Annotated in this window: 17 protein-coding genes; 12 read left to right on the top strand and 5 right to left on the bottom strand. The window is 66.9% G+C overall.

The features are described from left to right. The first annotated feature begins 202 nt into the window (after nt 1-202). Nucleotides 203-946 carry a DUF502 domain-containing protein gene (locus ACJ70B_RS14720; RefSeq protein ID WP_408957745.1) on the top strand — a complete coding sequence of 248 codons (744 nt, stop codon included), beginning with the start codon at nt 203-205 and terminating at the stop codon, nt 944-946. Nucleotides 947-1,260: 314 nt separating this feature from the next. Here the strand turns inward: ACJ70B_RS14720 and ACJ70B_RS14715 are convergent, their stop codons facing one another. The 3 genes from ACJ70B_RS14715 to ACJ70B_RS14705 form a co-directional block, all read right to left on the bottom strand. Further along, nucleotides 1,261-2,196: a branched-chain amino acid transaminase gene (locus tag ACJ70B_RS14715; RefSeq protein ID WP_408957744.1), complete on the bottom strand. Its 936-nt coding sequence runs from the start codon at nt 2,194-2,196 to the stop codon at nt 1,261-1,263. Nucleotides 2,197-2,375: 179 nt separating this feature from the next. After that, complete coding sequence (ribB, locus tag ACJ70B_RS14710) at nt 2,376-3,092, bottom strand: 3,4-dihydroxy-2-butanone-4-phosphate synthase (RefSeq protein WP_408957743.1); 717 nt, start codon at nt 3,090-3,092, stop codon at nt 2,376-2,378. Next, nucleotides 3,089-3,796: a DUF120 domain-containing protein gene (locus ACJ70B_RS14705; RefSeq protein ID WP_408957742.1), complete on the bottom strand. Its 708-nt coding sequence runs from the start codon at nt 3,794-3,796 to the stop codon at nt 3,089-3,091. The genes ribB and ACJ70B_RS14705 overlap by 4 nt, the downstream gene beginning before the upstream one ends. 227 nt (nt 3,797-4,023) lie before the next feature. Between ACJ70B_RS14705 and ACJ70B_RS14700 the strand changes: the two genes are divergently transcribed. From ACJ70B_RS14700 to ACJ70B_RS14660, 9 genes are read left to right on the top strand one after another with little or no spacing between them, the layout of a single operon-like run. After that, nucleotides 4,024-5,187: a glycosyltransferase gene (locus ACJ70B_RS14700; protein WP_408957741.1), complete on the top strand. Its 1,164-nt coding sequence runs from the start codon at nt 4,024-4,026 to the stop codon at nt 5,185-5,187. Beyond that, on the top strand, nt 5,184-6,464 hold the full coding sequence (locus ACJ70B_RS14695) for a glycosyltransferase (RefSeq protein WP_408957740.1): 1,281 nt from the start codon (nt 5,184-5,186) through the stop codon (nt 6,462-6,464). The genes ACJ70B_RS14700 and ACJ70B_RS14695 overlap by 4 nt, the downstream gene beginning before the upstream one ends. Continuing rightward, the gene (locus tag ACJ70B_RS14690; protein ID WP_408957739.1) at nt 6,464-7,168 is read left to right on the top strand and encodes a glycosyltransferase family 2 protein; all 705 of its coding nucleotides are present in this window, start codon (nt 6,464-6,466) and stop codon (nt 7,166-7,168) included. Before ACJ70B_RS14695 ends, ACJ70B_RS14690 begins: the two co-directional genes overlap by 1 nt. Beyond that, on the top strand, nt 7,161-8,279 hold the full coding sequence (locus ACJ70B_RS14685) for a glycosyltransferase family 4 protein (RefSeq protein ID WP_408957738.1): 1,119 nt from the start codon (nt 7,161-7,163) through the stop codon (nt 8,277-8,279). Before ACJ70B_RS14690 ends, ACJ70B_RS14685 begins: the two co-directional genes overlap by 8 nt. Then, on the top strand, nt 8,276-9,694 hold the full coding sequence (locus tag ACJ70B_RS14680) for a sulfatase-like hydrolase/transferase (protein ID WP_408957737.1): 1,419 nt from the start codon (nt 8,276-8,278) through the stop codon (nt 9,692-9,694). Before ACJ70B_RS14685 ends, ACJ70B_RS14680 begins: the two co-directional genes overlap by 4 nt. Continuing rightward, nucleotides 9,691-10,344, top strand: a complete 654-nt coding sequence (locus ACJ70B_RS14675; protein ID WP_408957736.1) for a class I SAM-dependent methyltransferase — start codon at nt 9,691-9,693, stop codon at nt 10,342-10,344. The genes ACJ70B_RS14680 and ACJ70B_RS14675 overlap by 4 nt, the downstream gene beginning before the upstream one ends. A 2-nt stretch (nt 10,345-10,346) precedes the next feature. Next, complete coding sequence (locus ACJ70B_RS14670; protein ID WP_408957735.1) at nt 10,347-11,471, top strand: sulfatase-like hydrolase/transferase; 1,125 nt, start codon at nt 10,347-10,349, stop codon at nt 11,469-11,471. Then, the gene (locus ACJ70B_RS14665) at nt 11,468-12,385 is read left to right on the top strand and encodes an alkaline phosphatase family protein (RefSeq protein WP_408957734.1); all 918 of its coding nucleotides are present in this window, start codon (nt 11,468-11,470) and stop codon (nt 12,383-12,385) included. The genes ACJ70B_RS14670 and ACJ70B_RS14665 overlap by 4 nt, the downstream gene beginning before the upstream one ends. Then, a complete protein-coding gene (locus tag ACJ70B_RS14660; RefSeq protein WP_408957733.1) occupies nt 12,382-13,824 on the top strand; it encodes a lipopolysaccharide biosynthesis protein in 1,443 nt (480 codons plus the stop codon). Before ACJ70B_RS14665 ends, ACJ70B_RS14660 begins: the two co-directional genes overlap by 4 nt. Nucleotides 13,825-14,042: 218 nt before the next feature. Here ACJ70B_RS14660 and twy1 read toward each other — a convergent pair whose 3' ends face one another. Continuing rightward, nucleotides 14,043-15,059: a 4-demethylwyosine synthase TYW1 gene (gene twy1 / locus ACJ70B_RS14655; RefSeq protein ID WP_408957732.1), complete on the bottom strand. Its 1,017-nt coding sequence runs from the start codon at nt 15,057-15,059 to the stop codon at nt 14,043-14,045. A gap of 98 nt (nt 15,060-15,157) precedes the next feature. Then, nucleotides 15,158-15,496: a hypothetical protein gene (locus tag ACJ70B_RS14650; protein ID WP_408957731.1), complete on the bottom strand. Its 339-nt coding sequence runs from the start codon at nt 15,494-15,496 to the stop codon at nt 15,158-15,160. 110 nt (nt 15,497-15,606) lie between these two features. Between ACJ70B_RS14650 and ACJ70B_RS14645 the strand changes: the two genes are divergently transcribed. Both ACJ70B_RS14645 and ACJ70B_RS14640 read left to right on the top strand, forming a co-directional pair. Then, the gene (locus ACJ70B_RS14645; protein ID WP_408957730.1) at nt 15,607-15,972 is read left to right on the top strand and encodes a hypothetical protein; all 366 of its coding nucleotides are present in this window, start codon (nt 15,607-15,609) and stop codon (nt 15,970-15,972) included. A 31-nt stretch (nt 15,973-16,003) separates the two neighbouring features. Further along, on the top strand, nt 16,004-16,969 hold the full coding sequence (locus tag ACJ70B_RS14640; RefSeq protein WP_408957729.1) for a hypothetical protein: 966 nt from the start codon (nt 16,004-16,006) through the stop codon (nt 16,967-16,969). Nucleotides 16,970-17,061: the final 92 nt, after the last annotated feature.

Below are 17,061 nucleotides of genomic sequence, written 5' to 3'. Positions count from 1 at the left end.
ACGCACGACTGCTCACCGAACCGGCTTGAAATTTGGTCTGCCGGTCGGTGGCACGGCGCGCTCAGCGGCGACGGCCCACTGGCACAGCGTCCGCGTTCCGCCCGATAGTATCGCCACCGACCACCGAAGCTATCGCCGGCACGGTCGGCGGCGCATACGATAAAGGGAAGCGCTCATTAGCCAGTAGTGTGAGGTGACGGACATGGCTTCGTGGAAGCGGGATTTCGCGAGCGGGCTCATCGTCCTCGGCCCCATTCTCATCACGCTCTATGCGATCTACTGGCTCTACGGACTTGTCTCGGGTTTGACACCCGGTCTCATTCTCGACCCCGGCGCCCTCAAACCGCTTCTTCCCGGCTCGAGTGCGCAGGCCGTCCAGACGCGCGACCAACTCGCGCAGTTCCTCCGCGTGATCGTCGCGCTGACCGTCTTCGTTATCCTCACCTTCTCCGTCGGCTATCTTATGCGAACGACCGTCGGCGGCCTCGTCGAACGGCTTGTCGACAACATCGCAAACCGCGTGCCGGTGATCCGCGTCGTCTACAACGCCTCGAAGATGGCCGCCGAGACCGCCTTCGGCGAACAGGAGTCGCTCCAGAAACCGGTCAAGATCGAAACCTGGGACGGACTTCGGATGACCGCCTTCAAGACCGGCAAAGTGACCAGCGACGGCCGCGAGGTGCTCTTTCTGCCAACTTCGCCGAACATCACGACCGGCTACGTCGTCGAAGTCGAACCCGACGAGATCACCGAACTCGAGGAGGACGTCGAAGACGCGCTGACCCGCGTGCTAAGCGCTGGCTTCGGCGACGCTAACAAACGCGGCATGGACGCCGGCGTCGCGATCGACGTCATCGACGAGGCTCGAGCCGACCGCGCCGACGGGGACGGGTCGGCAGACCGGGACGACCGGCCGGATCAGGTCGAGCGGGCGAACGACGACTGAACGACGACCTTTTGCGCTGCGGTCTACCGCGCTGACGGCAGCATAGCTGCCGCACAGCGCGATGTCCCTCGGCAAAAGGTCGATCAAAAGCCTCCTCCCTCCCCGACGGGTCGGTCGTCGGCCCGCTCGCTCGTTTCACTCGCTCGCGGTCGGTGACGGGCGACCGCCTGCCCTCCCCCGGGTCGCGCGCCTCTCGCGGTGCTCAAGGCGCGCTCCCGGCCACGCAAATCACTGTAGAAAGAAGCGAATCGCGTCAACGTTCGGTCGCTATCTCGGGGTCGAGTAGGCAGACGCGTTCGGACCGAGAACCGCTCTCAGACGTCGACGTACTCGAACCACTCGTCGTATTCTTCGGGGGCTTCCTCGACGATCTCGAAGAATCGCTGCTGGATCTCCTCGGTGACGGGGCCGCGGGAGCCGTCGCCGATGACGACGTTGTCGACTTTCCGAATGGGCGTGACCTCGGCCGCGGAGCCGGTGAAGAATAGTTCGTCGGCCGTGTTGAGTTCGCCCCGCGAGATGGAGACGTTGTCGTGGACGGTGTAGCCTAACTCTTCGGCGATCCGGATGACGGAGTCGCGAGTGATGCCGTCGAGGATCGACTCCGAGAGCCCGGGCGTGTAGAGTTCGCCGTCGCGCACGAGGAAGACGTTCTCACCGGGGCCCTCCGCGACGTTGCCCTCCTTGTTGAGCACGATCGCTTCGGCGTAGCCGTTCCGGCGGGCTTCCTCGCCGGCGAGCATGCTGTTGACGTAGAGGCCGGTGGTCTTGGCGTTAGTCGGAATCTGGCTCGAGGCGTGTTTCCGCCACGAGGAGATCATCACGTCGATGCCGTTCTCTAAGGCCTCTTCGCCGAGGTAAGCGCCCCACGGCCAGACGGCGACGGCGGTCCGTGTCGGACAGTCCTTGGGGCTGACGCCCAGCGAGTTGTAGCCGTAGAAGGCGATCGGCCGCACGTAACAGGAGGGCAGTTCCTGGCGCTTGATGAGCGCTTTCGTCGCCTCGGTGAGCTCGTCTTTCGTGTACTCGATATCTAGCTCGTACGGCTTTGCGGACTGGAACAGGCGCTCTAGGTGCTCCTCCCAGCGAAAGAGCGCGGGGCCGTTTTCAGTGTCGTAACACCGCGCGCCCTCGAAGACGCCGCTGCCGTAGTGGAGTCCGTGCGTGAGGACGTGGACTTGCGCGTCGTCCCAGTCGACGAACTCGCCGTCCATCCAGATCGTATCGACGTCCATCTCGTCGAATCCCATTATCGAACGTGTTGCAAGCCCCTGTACTAAGTGTTCGCGATTCCGGGCGCGACTGTCTATCAGGCCCCATCACCGACCGATCGATCGAGTAATACACTCGCCCGCGACGGGTTCGGGGTTGGACCCGGCCTCGAGCGACGGATCGGCGACCACTCGGCGATTCGACGAGGCGCGGACCGTTACGCGAGTCGCTCGAGTACGTCTCGCCCCTCGAGATACGCAAAGCCGTGTCGGTCGGCGTAGGCGCGGGCGTCGGCGGGGGACAGCGCCTCGCCGGTCTCGTCGTCGAGCATCTCGCAGACGACGACGGCGGGGGCGAGGTCGGCAGCGTCGGCGAGTGCGAGGCCGAGTTCGGTGTGGCCCTCGCGCTGGGCGAGCAGGTCGGGCGCGGCCTTGAGCAGGTGGACGTGGCCGGGGACCCGGAACTCGTCGGCGAAGTCGGTCGCGTCGGGGGTGATAGCGGCCTCGCCGAGCGCCCGGATCGTCGTCGAGCGGTCCTCGTCGGTGATCCCGGTGTAGGTGTCGCGGTGGTTGACTGTCAGCGAGAACGACGACCGGTCGTCGTAGCCGAGTTCGTGGTCGGCCGTCGCGGGGTGGTCGACGGCCTCCGAGTAGAAGGGGAGGTCGAACGCTTCGGCGATGTCGTGGCCGAGCGCGACGCAGATCAGCCCGCCCGCGTCGTTGCGCAGTCGGGCGACGGCCTCGGGGGTGACGGCGTCGGCGTGGTAGATCAGATCCGTCTCCCCTTCGCGGTCGGCCGCGTCGTGGACGAGGATCGGCTCACCGGCCCGCAGCGACTCGAGCGCCCGGTCGAACGCACTCGCGGACGCGTTCGGACTCGAGCCCGTCGTCCCGCCGTCGGCGTTCGACTGCGGCCCGGCGTGGTGGCCCGTCATTCGCGATCACCCACGGAGACGGTGACGTGGTCGCCGTCTTCGAGATCGAGTTCCTCGCGGAGCTTGTCGGGGGCGATGACCTCGAGCTGGTCGTCGTCGTGGTGGGTGCGCTCGGGGGCGATGGTGTGTGCGTTCTCGTAGACCGTGCCGTCGGCGGTCTCGATCGTCGCGGCGTAACAGACCGCGGGGCCGTACGTTCGCTCGTCGGACTCCCAGCCGTCGATGGGGACCGGCTCGAGCGAGGCCATGGCGCTGCGCCGGCGGACGCTGTCCTCGCGGAGGTCGACGTTCAGCGTGCCGGGGAACGGCTCGTAGCCGAGTCGGTCCTCGAACTGGCGCTGGTAACCCGACAGGGAGATGTAGTGACGACCCTCGCCCATCCCGCTGGTGACGGTGCCCTCGAGTTCGATCGTCGAGTCCGTCTCGAAGATGCGCCGATAGTCCTCGTACTCCCCGTGAAGGGTTCGCTCGCCCGTCTCGGTGATCGCGACCCACTGACCGTCGCTGACGGTGTCGCGCTCGAGCAGATCCGCGCTTTCGAGGCGCTGCAGCCGTCGCGAGGCGGTCTGGTTCGATGCGTCGAGGCGTTCGGCGAGGTGAGAACAGGAGATCTTGACGTCGCCCTCGAGCCCCCCCTCGAGTGCGAGGAGTTTGAGCACGGCGAGTTCGTCGTGCCCGACCGCGGACTCGGCTATCACAGACATACGTGGAGGTATAGCGCGCCTCCCTAAAAGCATACCGAATATGGCATGCGTAACAAAACTGTGATGAGGTTTCCGAGCGTTTATCGCGTGCTCGGCTATTCCGAGCTGGATGGAAAAAGACTCCGGTCCGGCGACCAGATCGGCGATTGTTGGGGGTACTTTTCATACCTTTCAATGGTAAGCCATCGGATTTTGACCGGGTCCGTTGAGCGTTGAGGCGTACTCGTATGAAGCGTCTCGTCGAGGCCCTGTTCGGATTACTCGCACTGACGGGCCTTCCGTACTTGCTCTACCTCGGAATATATTACCTCCGACGGCCGTCCGGCACGCCGGCCGACACGTGGCCGGACGAACCCTCGGTGAGCATCGTCCTCCCAACGTACAACGAGAGCGCGATCGTCGAATCGAAACTCGAGGAACTGGTCGAACTCGACTACCCCATGGAGAAGGTCGAAATCGTCGTCGTCGACTCGAGCGACGACGGCACGGCCGATGTAGTCGAGGGCTTCTTCGCGGGCCGATCGGCACCGGACCTGACGCTCATCCGCGAGGACGAGCGTCGCGGGCTCGCGACCGCACTGAACGAGGCCTACGCCGCCGCGGACAACGATGTCGTCGTCAAGACCGACTGCGACTCTCGAATCGCGCCCGACGCGGTCCGGAAAGCCGCGGCGAACCTCGCCGACCCAGACGTGGCGGGAGTGACCGGTCGCAACGCCGAGGTCATCGGCGACAGCGAGGTCGAGCGGGGCTACCGCGACCTCCAGACGATGATTCAGGTCCTCGAGTCTCACATCGACTCGACGCTGATCTTCCACGGCCCGTTCTCGGCGTTCGAGCGCGACGCGATTGTCCCGATCGACGAGGACTCGATCGCCGACGACAGCGAACTCGCGCTCAAGATCCGGCGCAACGGCGGTCGAGTGATCTTCGATCCCAATATCCACTACAAGGAGGCCGCTCACTCCGCGTTCGGCAAGCGCCGCGAGCAGAAAGACCGGCGCGCGATGGGACTGTTGCGGCTGCTGTGGCGACAGCGCGACGCGTTGGGCCGCCACGGGGCCTACGGCCGCGTCGTTCTGCCATTCAACTGGTGGTTCATGGTGGTCTCGCCGTGGCTCGTCGCGACCGGCGTCGCGCTGGCGACGATCGGTTCGATGGCCGTCCTCGGGCCGTTCGGCCTGGCGACGCCGGCCGGCGTCCTCGCCTTCACGGCGCTCGGCTCTCGCGACGCGCTCGGGCCGCTCCAGCCGTTTTACTCGCTGTTCGACACCCAGATCTCGCTGTTGCGCGCGAGCGTCTCGCTGCTCCGCGCTCGAGCAAGCGGCGACGCGGAGACCCACGACGGCACGTGGTCTCCCGACCGCGAACTCAGGGAGGTGTTACAGTGACCGACGTCGCGATCCTCCACGACCGCTTCCCCGGTATCGGCGGCGGCGAGGAGTTCGCCATCGAGGCCGCGCGCGTCCTCGATGCGCCGATCTACACCACCTACGTCGCCGAGGGGACCGAGATTCCCGACGACGTGTCCGTCTTCCCGTTCCGTCAGGAGAAATACACCTCGCTGCCGTGGCGACCCTTCCTCGAGTGGAAAAACGAGGGGATGAACCCGCTCGAGACGCTCAACGTGGCGCTCGACATGACTGACGCGCACCCGGATCTGGCCCACTACGACGTGGTCGTAGAGAGCGCGCCGCTGTCGAAGTACTACGTCCCCGAAGTCGACCAGCGGATCGTCCACTACCCCCACAGCCCGCCGCGGTGGCTCTACGACCTCTACCGCGACCGGCTCTCGGGCTTCCGGAAGCCGTTCGTCGAGGCCGGCGTCAAGGCCTACGCGAAGGGGTGGCGGGCGCTGGACAAGGAGGCCAACGACTACGTCGATCAGTTCGTCGCGAACAGCGAACTGGTCCGCGACCGGATCCGTCGGTTCTACGACCGCGACGCGACGGTCGTCTATCCGCCGGTGACCGGCGACTGGCACACCGAGGGCGACGACGGCTACTTCGTCACCTGGTCCAGACTCGCCCCCGAGAAGCGGATCGATCTGATCGCGAAGGCCTTCGCAGGGCTGGACGAACGACTCGTGATCGCCGGCGACGGGCAACAGCGCGAGCGACTCGAGGAGTTCGCGGCCCGCCACGACAACATCGAAGTGCGGGGCTACGTCGAGGACATCGAGTCGCTCGTCGCGCGGGCCACCGCGGTCGTCTACGCGCCAAAACAGGAGGACTTCGGCCTCGTCGGGGCGGAGACCATGATGGCCGGCAAACCCCTGCTCGGCGTCGACGAGGGGTTCACTCGCTACCAGGTTCAGAGCGGCCGGACGGGGCTGCTCTTCGACCCCACTGTCGAATCGATTCGGGACGCAGTTCGGCGGTTCGATCCCGCCGACTTCGACCCGGTCGAGATCCGACAGGCCGCCAGACGATACGAGTACGACCGCTTCGCGGAGAATCTCCGCGCCGTCGTCGCGGAGACGGCGGCCGCCGACATCGGTGCGCCGGACCTCCAGCCGGACCGCCCGCCGGCATCCGAACGGGCGGCCGGATCGCGATCGGCCGAGCCCGACCGCGAGCGCGATGAACGGCAGCCACAGACTCTCGAGGAACTAACACAATCCGTCGACGCCGACGACGCCGACCTCGAGGGGGTGACCGATCAGTGATGGCGACCGCGGACCGCTCCCTGTTGCGGCCGGTCGAGCATCCCAACCCCGCTGTCACCGTGATCGTCCCGACGATTCCCGACAACGACCACAGCGCGGTCGTCGCGAGCCTTGCGCGCCAGACCGCCGACGCCTACGACGTGATCGTCGTGACCGATCCCGACCTTGGCGTCTGCGAGGCCCGGAATCTGGGCCTCGAGCGCGCCGACGGCGATATCGTCGCCTTCACCGACGACGACTGCCGGCCGCCCGCCGGCTGGGTCGAGGCGATCCGCCGGGCCTTCGACGAGCGCGAGGACCTCGTCGTCCTCGAGGGGCCCGTCGAGGGCGGGATGACCTACGAGGGCCGGCGCAAGTACCCCACCTGCAACCTCGCGGTCGACCGCGAGGCGGCCCTCGACGCCGGCGGCTTCGACGAGCGTTTCGAGTACTGGCGCGAGGACACCGAGTTCGGCTGGCGACTCGAGGAGCGCGGGACCGCCGCCTACGACGAGCGCGTCCGCATGGTCCACCCCGAGCGGCCGCGCTCGTCGATCGTCCAGAAAAACGAGGCCCTGCTCAAGCGGCGCTACCCGGAGAAGTACGAGGACGTGATCGTTCCGGACACGCTGTCGGGCCGAGTCAACGACTGGCTCTGGCGCAAGGGCGTCTGGGACGCCGTCGATTCCGTCCGCTACGGCTCGGGGGTGAGCGGCCGTGGCTGACGTGCTTATGCTCCACCAGTTCCACCAGCCCCACCACGCACACCGCGTCTTCGGCGACGCCGTCGACGCCGACTACCGCCACTTCGAGACGGGCGCGGCGATCGGCGGCCCTGAGGAGAATCGCGACTCGATGCTCGCGCGGCTACGAACCGCCGTCGACCTCGAGTCCTACGACGTGGTGATCGGCGAGGGGACGACGCCGATCTACACGCTGTTGTTCTACAAGCTGCTGAACCGGTGGGACGCCCGGGTCGTCCCGCTGATCGCCGACGAGACGTTCCTGAAGATCCGCGACCAGCGAACTCACTCCCTCTGGCGGTCGATTCTCGGACCGGTGATGAGCCGCGTCGTCGCCGGGGCCATCGCTGTCGGCGATCTCGCGCGCTCGTGGGCACGAAAATACCTCGAGGTGCCGTTCGATATCGTCCACCCGCCGATCGCCGACGCGAAGTACGACGCGCTCGAGCCGATCGGCCGCGGGCTCGAGGCGGCCGGTTCGGACGCCGAGGGAGCCGATGCCACGACAGCGTCGCCACGAACGGACGGGGCCGGCGTCGACGGCGGAACGGAAGCTGACACGACCGACGATGCGACCCGCATCCTTCACGCTGGCACGGTGAGCGATCGGGCCGCCGTCGCGAAGAAGAACGTCGACCTGCTCGCGCGCGTCGTCGCCTCGCGACCTGACTGGGAGTTGCGGCTGCTCGGGGCCGGCCACGACGAGTTCGACTACAGCGACCTCCCCGGCGTCGAGGCGCTTGGCTACCTCGAGCTCGAGGCCTTCGCCGCCGAGTTCGCCGCGGCGGATATCTACGTCCAGCCCAGTTCCGGCGACGCGTTCCCGGTCGCCAGCCTCGAGGCGATGCTCGCGGGGGTCCCGACCGTCGTTTCGACGGGGACGGGGACGCGCGAGCTCGTCGAAGACGTCGATCCGCTGCTGGTACGCGCGCCGACCGCACGCGATATTCGGTGGGGGATCGAGTACGTGCAGTCGCTGTCGCCCGCCGAGCGCCGAGAGCGCGGGGCCGCACTCAGAGCGCGAGTGAAACCGCTGACCGAGGAGCGACAAGCCGCAGAGTTTCGGCGCGCGCTGACGGAGGTGGTGGCGTGACGCGAAACGTTGTCCTGGTCTGTCTCGACACGGTCCGCAAGGACTACTTCGAGGAGTACGCGCCCCGGTTGCAGGGGCTTGCCGACGTCTCCTTCGAGCAGTGTCGAGCAGCGAGCGCGTGGAGCACGCCGAGTCACGCCAGCATGCTGACGGGCGAGCTCCCCCACCAGCACGGCATCCACACTCACAACCGGGACTTCACCGGGCTCTCGCGATCGGAGACGTTCCTCGGAGACATCCCCGACCACGCCGCGTTAGGGGCCAGCGCGAACGTCTACGCCAGTTCGACGTTCGGCTTCGACACCGTCTTCGACCGCTACTCCGATATCGCCCCCCACCGCCGGTTCCCCGCCGGCATGGACATGGAGAAGTTCATCCAGGATCGGGACGAGGAAGGCGTCCAGCGGTACCTCGAGTTCCTTCGGGAGGCCGTTCGCCACGATTACACGCTCGAGAGCCTCGGCAACGGCGTGCTGTTCAAGGCCAACGACCTCTTTCGGCGCGCGCCGCTGCCGAAGCTGCTCGACGACGGCGCGTCGATCGTCTCGAGCGAGGGGCTGTCGATGGTCGAGTCGACCGCGGAGCCGGTCTTCCTCTTTACGAACTTCATGGACGCCCACGGGCCGGTCCACCACGTGCTGGGCTACGACAGGGAGTTCCACGACGCGCCCAACGACTGGACCTCCTTCGCGTTCGACGACTGGGAGATCAACACCGAGGGCGTCTCGGCCGAGCACGAGCAGGACCTCCGATATCACCGCGACCTCTACGCCGCGGCAATCGACTACCTCGACCGGAAAGTCGCCTCGTTCGTCCGCGAGGTCCAGCGGAAGACGGACCGCGAGACGACGTTCATCGTCACCGCGGACCACGGCGAGAACCTCGCCTTCCCCGAGGACGAGGAGCTGTTCGGTCACACCAGCAGCCTCACGGAGTCACTGTTGCACGTCCCCTGCTATCTGATCAACCCGCCCGAAGGGTACGAGGCGGCCGAAACGGAGTACGTCAGCCACCTCGAGTTGGGCGATCTTATCGTCGGTTTAGCGAACGAGGAGACACCCGACGTCTTCAGGGAGCGCGTTCCGGCCGAACTAATCGGAATCGGCGTCGGCGGCGCGCCTCGAGATCCCGAGGAACACCGCTACTGGGACCGGATGCTCCGTTGTGTCTACAACGGCGAGACCAAGTACGTCTGGGACTCGCTTGGCGGCAGCCGGGAGTACGAGATCGATCACGACCGGCCCTGCTGGCAGCGACAGGTCGGCGAGGACGTGCCGCTTCCGTCGTGGGCCCGCGACTGCTTCGACGTCGAGATCGGCGAGTACAAAGAGCGCGCGCAGGCAGCCGACGCCGAGAGCGAGCAGGACGTTGACGCGACCGTCGAACGGCGACTCGAGGAGTTGGGATACCGATGAGCGAGGGACCGAGCCGAACGACTGCGGCGGGCAGCGAGTCGGCGGACGGCGATTCACCGACTGCCGCCGACTCGAGTGCAGATCCGCGAGCGACCAGCGGAACCCGAGCGATCAGCGACACCGTCCTGAACGTCGGCGCGGGCGAGCAGGGCGACGGCAACGTGACCCTCGACCTGCTCTCGGCGGTCGGGCCGGACGTGCAGGGGACCGCGACGACGCTGCCCTTCGCCGACGAGACCTTCGACGTCGTCGAGATGGACCAGGTGCTCGAGCACATCGCCCCCGAGCGACTCGGCGACGTCTTCGAAGAGTGTTACCGCGTCCTCCGCGCGGACGGCCGCCTCGAGGCGTGGGTCCCCCATGCGGCCTCGCGGCTGTACGATCAGGACCCGACGCACCGATCGCGCTGGACCCACGGCACGCCGGAGTACTTCGCCGACGGCAACTTCTCGTGGTACTACGACAACCGCGCGTTCGCGTTCGACCTCGTCGACCGCGAGGTGACCGTCTGGGTCCTCGAGGATGCGCCGCTAAGCGGCGTCCGCTCGGTGCTCTTGCAGACGGCCCACCGGCTGCTCGAGTGGGACGACGGTGTCGTCTACCGGCCGTCGGTCAGCGGTTCGATTCACTTTACGCTACGGAAGGTGTAACGATGGCACATGACACGATCCACGACCGAACGTTGCTCGTCACAATCGACTCGCTGCGCCACGATCACTTCAAGCATATGCCCCGGACGACGGACTTTCTCGAGCGCACTCACGACCGGGCGTTCGCGACCAGCACCGCGACGCTGGGCAGTTTCCCCGCCATCGTCGGCGGTGAGTACGCCTCGGGTGGCGGACTCGAGCGCGAGCGCAGCGTCGCCCACGAGTTCGAACCCTACAGCGCGGGCGTCACGACGAACCACTTGCTCTCCGCGGAGTACGGCTACAACGCCGGCTTCGACTCCTTCGCGTCGCCGAAAGGCGGCGGTGAGTCGCTCAAAGACAAGGGGGCGGTCTTGCTCCAGCGCGGGACGCTCCCCCACCGCGTCGCGACCTGGGGGTGGAACCGCTACCAGCAACTCCAGGGGCTCGTCGGCGAGGTCGAGAAGTCGTTCCGCCGGGCCAACGACGTGATCGACGCGTTCCGCCGGGAGATCGACGGCCGCGAATCGTGGTTTGGCTGGCTCCATTTCATGGAACCCCACCACCCCTACGACCCCGACGACGCGCCCGTGAGCCGCGACGAGGCCCAGCGCGTCACGCGGAACGTGCTTGCGGGCCGGGGCAGCGAGTCCGAAGCGGAACTCGTTCGCAAACTCTACCGTCAGGAGATTACCGAACTCGACGCGGCGCTTGGCACCCTCTGGGAATCGATTCCCGACGATACGCGCGTCGTCTGCTGTGCCGACCACGGCGAGTTGCTCGGCGAGGACGGCCTGTGGGGCCACCCCGGCGAGTTACGCCCGGAACTGCTCCACGTCCCCTTTGGTACCCGGAACGCCCCCGACCTCGGCGAGGTCGTCTCGCTGATCGACGTCCCCTCGGTACTGACCGGGCGCGAACACGGCGTCGGCCGACTCGAGCGCGAGCGGGCCTTCGCGGCCTACGGTGACCGAAAGGCGGCGACGAACGGGGAGCTACTGGCGACGAGCGAGGGAACGATCTCGCTCGAAACCGGCAAGCCGGCCAGCGATCCCGACCTCGAGCGCGCCCTCGAGCGGTTCGATCCGGAGTACGTCGTCAAAGAGGAGGCGCTGCAGGAAGATCTGGAGGATCTCGGCTACGTATGACGGTGCTCGTCCTCGCGCTCGACGCACTCGACGAGGGCCTGATCGACCACTTCGATATCGACGCCTTCCGCCTCGAGTCGTCGGGCTCGCTCGAGACATACGCCCACACCAAGCCCGTGCCGTACACGCCGGAGGTGTGGGCGACCGTCGCGACCGGGTTGGGGCCGGAGGAACACGGCATCTCCGCCGCCGGGACAAGCGAGTGGGACAATCCCGCCCTCGAGTTCGCCTCCCGGTTTACGGGTCGCCTCTCCGAAGGCACGCGCGGGACGCTCGGGAAGTTCGTCCGGACCCGAACGGGGGAGCGCGAGCGCATCGGGGAGACCGACCGCGAGTCCATGTTTGACGCCGACGACGCGGTCGTCCACAACTGGCCCGGCGTCCACGACGGCCGGCCGCTCCAGTATGCCTGGGATCTGATGAACGCCGTCTCCGAGGGGATGGGCCGCAGCGAGTTCGAGCGCGACCTGTTCGGCCAGTCGGCCGAGCAGTTCGGCTGGGCCCGCGAGATGCTGCACCACCCCGTCTCGGTCGCCGGCGTCCACGTCCACGCGCTCGATGCGGCGGGCCACGCCTACGCCGACGACGAGGCTGCGTTCCGGCGCGCCTACGAGCGGATTGGCGGCTTCGTCGACGAGGTGGTCGACGCGCTCGGCCCCGACGACGAACTCCTCTTGCTGTCCGACCACGGCATGCGAACGGCCTTTTACCCGCCCGACGCCGGCGAGGACCCCGCGAGTCACTCCTGGCGGGCCTACGCGAGCGCGACCGCCGAGAGCCGGCCGAACTCGGTCTACGACGTCCGGGCGTGGGTCGAATCGCGGGCCGCGACCGACACGTCTACGGGCGCGGACGTAGACGAGGCCATCGAGATGCCGACCGACCGACTACGCGAACTCGGCTACATCGAATGACCGACGCCTCGAGCGTGAGCCTCGGCGGCGAGACCGTCAAGGCCACCGTCGCGAAGTTTACCATGGCGGCCGTCGGCTTCGTCGGAACGATCGTCTTCGCGCGCATCCTCGGCCCGACGGCGTTCGGCGGGTACTACCTGCTGTTCGCGCTCGTCAAGATCGCCGACCGCGCGGTGATCGGCTGGGGAACCGCGGTCAAGAAGCGCTACTCCGAGACGGAGGCCCCAAAGGAGGAACTGCTCGGCAGTCAACTGCTGTTTACTGCGGGCTGGATCCTCCTCAGCGCCGGCGCGGTGGCCGTCGCCGCGTCGTGGCTCGCGTCCTACACGGGGCTGCCCGACGCCCCGATCCTGTTCGTCGTGTTGATGGCCGCCGTCGCCCTCTACGAGCCGATCGACAGCGTGGTGCAGGCCCGGGGTCTCGTCGGCGCGTCGACGTGGACCGACACGCTGCGCTCGCTGCTCACCTTCCCGCTGCAACTGGGGCTCATACTTCTCGGGCTCGGTGCCGCCGGGATGGCCTACGGGCTCGCCGCCGCGACGTTCCTCTCCCTGCCCGTCCTCTGGTACTTCGTGCCGACGTCGCCCGCGAGACCGTCGCGGGCGACCCTCGAGGACCTCTGGGCGTACGCCAGGTACAGCAGCGTCAACTCGCTGCTGGGCACGGCCTACGACCGGTTCGACGTGCTCTTGCTTGGCTGGCTGTTGGCCCCCGCCGCCGCCGGCGACTACGAGGTCGCGTTCAAGCTCACCGTTCCCGCGACGTTCGTGATGATGGCCGCCTCGAGCGGCCTGATGGCCCGCATCAGTCACCGCCACAGCAAGGGCGAGGGTCTGAGCGAGGACGTTTCGAACACGCTAGCGTTTGCCAGCATCGTCGCGATCCCGATGTTCTTCGGCGCGCTGGCGTTGTCAGAGCGGCTGGTGGTCACCTTCTACGGCCCTGAGTATGCCGACGCGGCGGGGCTGTTGGTCGGGCTGGCGCTCTACCAGCTCGTCCGGACCCAGAGCGGGACCCTCTCGCAGGTCGTCGACGGTATCGACCGTCCCGACAGCAACACCCGCATCTCCGCGCTGACGCTCGGGCTTAACATCGTCCTCGGGGTCGCGCTGACGCTGGCAATCGGCGCGATCGGCGTCGTCATCGCCACGATCGCCGCGGAGACGCTCCGGTACGTCCTCGTCGCGTACGTCGTCAAGCGCCACGTTCCGGAGACGGACCTGTTCCCGCGGACGCTGCTAGAGCAGTTCGGTGCCAGTGTTCTCATGTTCGTCGCGGTCGTCCCGACGGCCGACGCGATCACCATCGACCGCTGGTACCACCTGCTCGCCATCGTCGCACTGGGTGCGGCAGTCTACGGCGTCACACTGGCGATTATCAGCCGCAAACTCCGCGTGACCATCGAGGGCGTGGTTCGGAGTTCGCGACTCGAGCTGTAAGCGTCGGCGAGCGCAAAGCCGACACAGTTGACGGCCAGCGCCCAGCGGATCACGTTCTGTAGTCGCCCGTCACGGATCCGGTGACACGGCCCTTCGAACGGTTCCGCGTCGCGGTTGCCGATCGTATCCGGCGATCTCCGCGGCCGAGACGATGTCCGTGCGAACGCCCCGCCAACACCGAACCGGAAAAGACGCCGTGAGCGAGGCAAATGAGGCGTTTAGTCGCCGGTGACGGGATCGCGCGCCCAGAAGTCGCTTCCCTTCTTCAGTTTCGGAACCCACGTATCGGCCGTTTTCGAGAGCAGTGCGACGCGGGACGCGGGGACGCCCTTGACTTCGGAGAACTCGGGCATGTGGGCGGCTACCGATTCCGCGAAGTCGACGACGTCCTCGTGATCGGGCATCGCCGAGCGGTCGAGTCGGCCCTGCGAGTGGCCGACGTGCATGTACGCCTTGAGCTCGATGAAGTCGGGATCGGCCTGCTGGTAGAAGCCGGCGTACCAGTCCGGATGATGCATGTTCTCACCGTTGACGAGGGTCGTTCGAAGGACGGTGCGCGTCTCGTCTTTCTCCGCGAGGACGGCCATCGTCTCGAGGAGGTTCTCCCAGGCGTCGTCTTCCATCGCGCCAACGACCTCATCGAAGGTGTGGCGCTCGGGGGCGTCGACGCTGACGTAGAGCTGGGTCGGATCGCATTCCCGGAGCACTTCGGGCCGAGTGCCGTTCGAGACGAGGAAGGTGGTAATATCGCGGTCGTGAAAGGCCTCGATGAGTTCGGGCAGGTAGGGGTACAGCGTCGGTTCGCCGTCCAGCGAGATGGCGACGTGGCGCGGCTCCATCGCCTGGTCGAACACCTCGCGTGGGACCTCGTCGTTGCCCCCGAATCCCGAGAGGAGTTTCTTCTGGAGGTCGATCGAGGCGTCGACGACGGCCTCGGGATCGTCCCACTCGACGTCGTCCAGTTCGTAGGCGTGGCCGTTGTGGTCGCGCCAGCAGAAGACACAGCGCTCGTTACACCGGACGACCGGCGTCATCTGAATACAGCGGTGTGATTCGATCCCGTAGAAGATGTTCTTGTAACACTTCCCTTCGCCCCGAAGGGCGTTGGCCGTCCAGCCGCAGGTCTGGGCGGCCGTGTGGTTCTCGCTGTGATAGTCCGGACTCGAGACCTGTGCCGGCCCGCCGTCAGCCTCGGCGTTCGCGCCGTCCCCCCCGGAGTTCGCGGAGTCGCTCATGGTGCCGGCATTAGACCGGCGCGGGCAAAAGGCGTGTGGTGTGTCGGCCCTCGAGCGGTCGGCGGCACGATCCGCGACAGCCGACCCGGGGCGACCGGCTACTCGTCGTTGCGACGATCGCGTGCCGACTCGTCCGCATCGGTCGCGTTCGGCAGCGCGTGTGGATCGGCCGGCTCGTCGCCGTGCTGTGCGTCGTCCCGCTCGAACAGGTAGAGCGCCGGTCCGGCAAGGACGATCACGAGCAACCCCGGAATCGGCACGTCCAACGGCGAGAGATAGAGGGCCAGCCCGCCGCCGCAGGCGAGGAAGACGAACCCCGACCAGAGGCGTGGTCTCGAGACTCCCACGTCCGTCGCATCTCGATAGACGGCACCTGCACAACCCAGCGCGACGACGACCCCGAGGAGCCCGACAGCGACCCCCTGCAGCGCGACCATATCCGAGATTACGCGAACGACGGGAAAAGGATTCTGAGAGTCGGTTCCATTCCGCGATCCTTCCCTACGAAAGCCGCGCTCTCTTCCCCGTTCCGATCCAGTTTCCGGCTATGATCGGCGCATACACGATCGGCAAGAAAGCGGTCACGTTCGGCTACAAGCGCTACGGGATTCCGGGCGCGGTCGCCTCCGGCGGCGCGGCGCTGGCGGGGTATCTCATCGTCCGACGCGCGCTCAAACGGTCGACGAACGCCGACGCCACCGGCGTGGAGTCGGCGATCGACGCCGGCGAGGTCAAATCCGCCGTCGAGGAACGGGGGCTGGGTGCGGTGACCGAATCGGAGACGCTCGAGCGGGCGATCGACGAGGAAGACGTCGGCTCCGCCCTCGATATGAACGACGTACAGTCCGCGGCCGAGTCGGAGACGGACGCGATGACCGAGGGCTCGGAGGGCGACTCGAGCGACGAGCGCTGAGCGCAACACCGAATCGCGACGTTTCGAATCCATGCGTTATACAGATACGAACACCGAGATCGACGACGAATCCGTCGGAAGCGCCGAGGAGAGCGACGCAAGCGGCGGACGCTACGTCTCGCGAGCACGTCAAGTCGTCCGAGATGGGGGCGGACTGGGCCTTATCGTGGGCGTCGGCGGCGGTGTGAGCCTCCTCGGTGCTGTCTGCGCGTTTCGGCGCGGCGACCGTGAGCGCGCGTTCGGCCAACTCGCACTCGGCGGCGTGCTCGTCGCAATCGCACTCGAGTTGGGGCGGCCGATCGACGAGCACGCCGGCGACGGAGCCGCCGTCGACCAAACCGACATCGTCAGCACCGCGCCTGATATCGGCGATCTCGAGGAGGGTGATTCCGGTGGCGACCGCCATGCCAGCGGTGCCGAGGCGCAGCAGGTCGTCGATTCCACCACCGACCTCGAGGAGGCGGCCTCGAATGCGGCAGCTGACGTCGAGGAGGCAGTCACCGAGACCGAGGCGGCGTTCGAAGCAGAGACCGAGACCGAACCCGAAACGGAAGACGAGATTCCCGAATCCGAAACAGAGGCTGAAATTCCCGAACCCGACGCGTACGAGCGACTAGGTGCGGCGGCGTTCGACGAACACAGTAGCGAGATTCCGGTTCCACAGGAGGCGTTCAACCGGAACGTGCTGTCGCTCAGTGCCGAGGCGTTCTGGGGGATCCGCGACGAGGACGACGCCGTCGTCATTTCAGAGCGCTTCGATCCGATTCAGGACCGCGACGGGATCCGCTACGTCGCGAGCAGCGAGATCGACGGCGACCGGCTGTTGACGATCCCCGACACCGTCTTGAACCACTGGGACGCCGTGGCGGGCGGGGGCACCGCCGTTACCTCCGGTGACGAGATCGCGTTCGTCACCGCCGAGTCCCTGAAAGCGGACGGGCAGCTCCGTCTCGTCCCCGAACAGTGGTTCGACGACGTGTTCGAAAACGGTGAGTGACGGACGGCCGGCGCGACGGTCCCGCGTCCGCGGGTCGCTCGCACCGTCAGAGACGAGACCGTCGTGTGATGGTCCGAACAACAACGGCGTTT

The organism is Natrinema sp. 74 (assembly GCF_046097095.1).
GTDB lineage: Archaea > Halobacteriota > Halobacteria > Halobacteriales > Natrialbaceae > Natrinema.
The sequence above is the reverse complement of the archived record's forward strand: the minus strand, read 5'-3'. Positions and strand labels throughout refer to the sequence as shown.

Coding starts and splice junctions, on each gene's coding strand:
- ACJ70B_RS14720 (WP_408957745.1), top strand. CDS start 203: ATGGCTTCGTGGAAGCGGGATTTCGCGAGCGGGCTCATCGTCCTCGGC.
- ACJ70B_RS14715 (WP_408957744.1), bottom strand. CDS start 2,196: ATGGGATTCGACGAGATGGACGTCGATACGATCTGGATGGACGGCGAG.
- ribB (WP_408957743.1), bottom strand. CDS start 3,092: ATGACGGGCCACCACGCCGGGCCGCAGTCGAACGCCGACGGCGGGACG.
- ACJ70B_RS14705 (WP_408957742.1), bottom strand. CDS start 3,796: ATGTCTGTGATAGCCGAGTCCGCGGTCGGGCACGACGAACTCGCCGTG.
- ACJ70B_RS14700 (WP_408957741.1), top strand. CDS start 4,024: ATGAAGCGTCTCGTCGAGGCCCTGTTCGGATTACTCGCACTGACGGGC.
- ACJ70B_RS14690 (WP_408957739.1), top strand. CDS start 6,464: ATGGCGACCGCGGACCGCTCCCTGTTGCGGCCGGTCGAGCATCCCAAC.
- ACJ70B_RS14675 (WP_408957736.1), top strand. CDS start 9,691: ATGAGCGAGGGACCGAGCCGAACGACTGCGGCGGGCAGCGAGTCGGCG.
- ACJ70B_RS14670 (WP_408957735.1), top strand. CDS start 10,347: ATGGCACATGACACGATCCACGACCGAACGTTGCTCGTCACAATCGAC.
- ACJ70B_RS14665 (WP_408957734.1), top strand. CDS start 11,468: ATGACGGTGCTCGTCCTCGCGCTCGACGCACTCGACGAGGGCCTGATC.
- ACJ70B_RS14660 (WP_408957733.1), top strand. CDS start 12,382: ATGACCGACGCCTCGAGCGTGAGCCTCGGCGGCGAGACCGTCAAGGCC.
- twy1 (WP_408957732.1), bottom strand. CDS start 15,059: ATGAGCGACTCCGCGAACTCCGGGGGGGACGGCGCGAACGCCGAGGCT.
- ACJ70B_RS14650 (WP_408957731.1), bottom strand. CDS start 15,496: ATGGTCGCGCTGCAGGGGGTCGCTGTCGGGCTCCTCGGGGTCGTCGTC.
- ACJ70B_RS14645 (WP_408957730.1), top strand. CDS start 15,607: ATGATCGGCGCATACACGATCGGCAAGAAAGCGGTCACGTTCGGCTAC.
- ACJ70B_RS14640 (WP_408957729.1), top strand. CDS start 16,004: ATGCGTTATACAGATACGAACACCGAGATCGACGACGAATCCGTCGGA.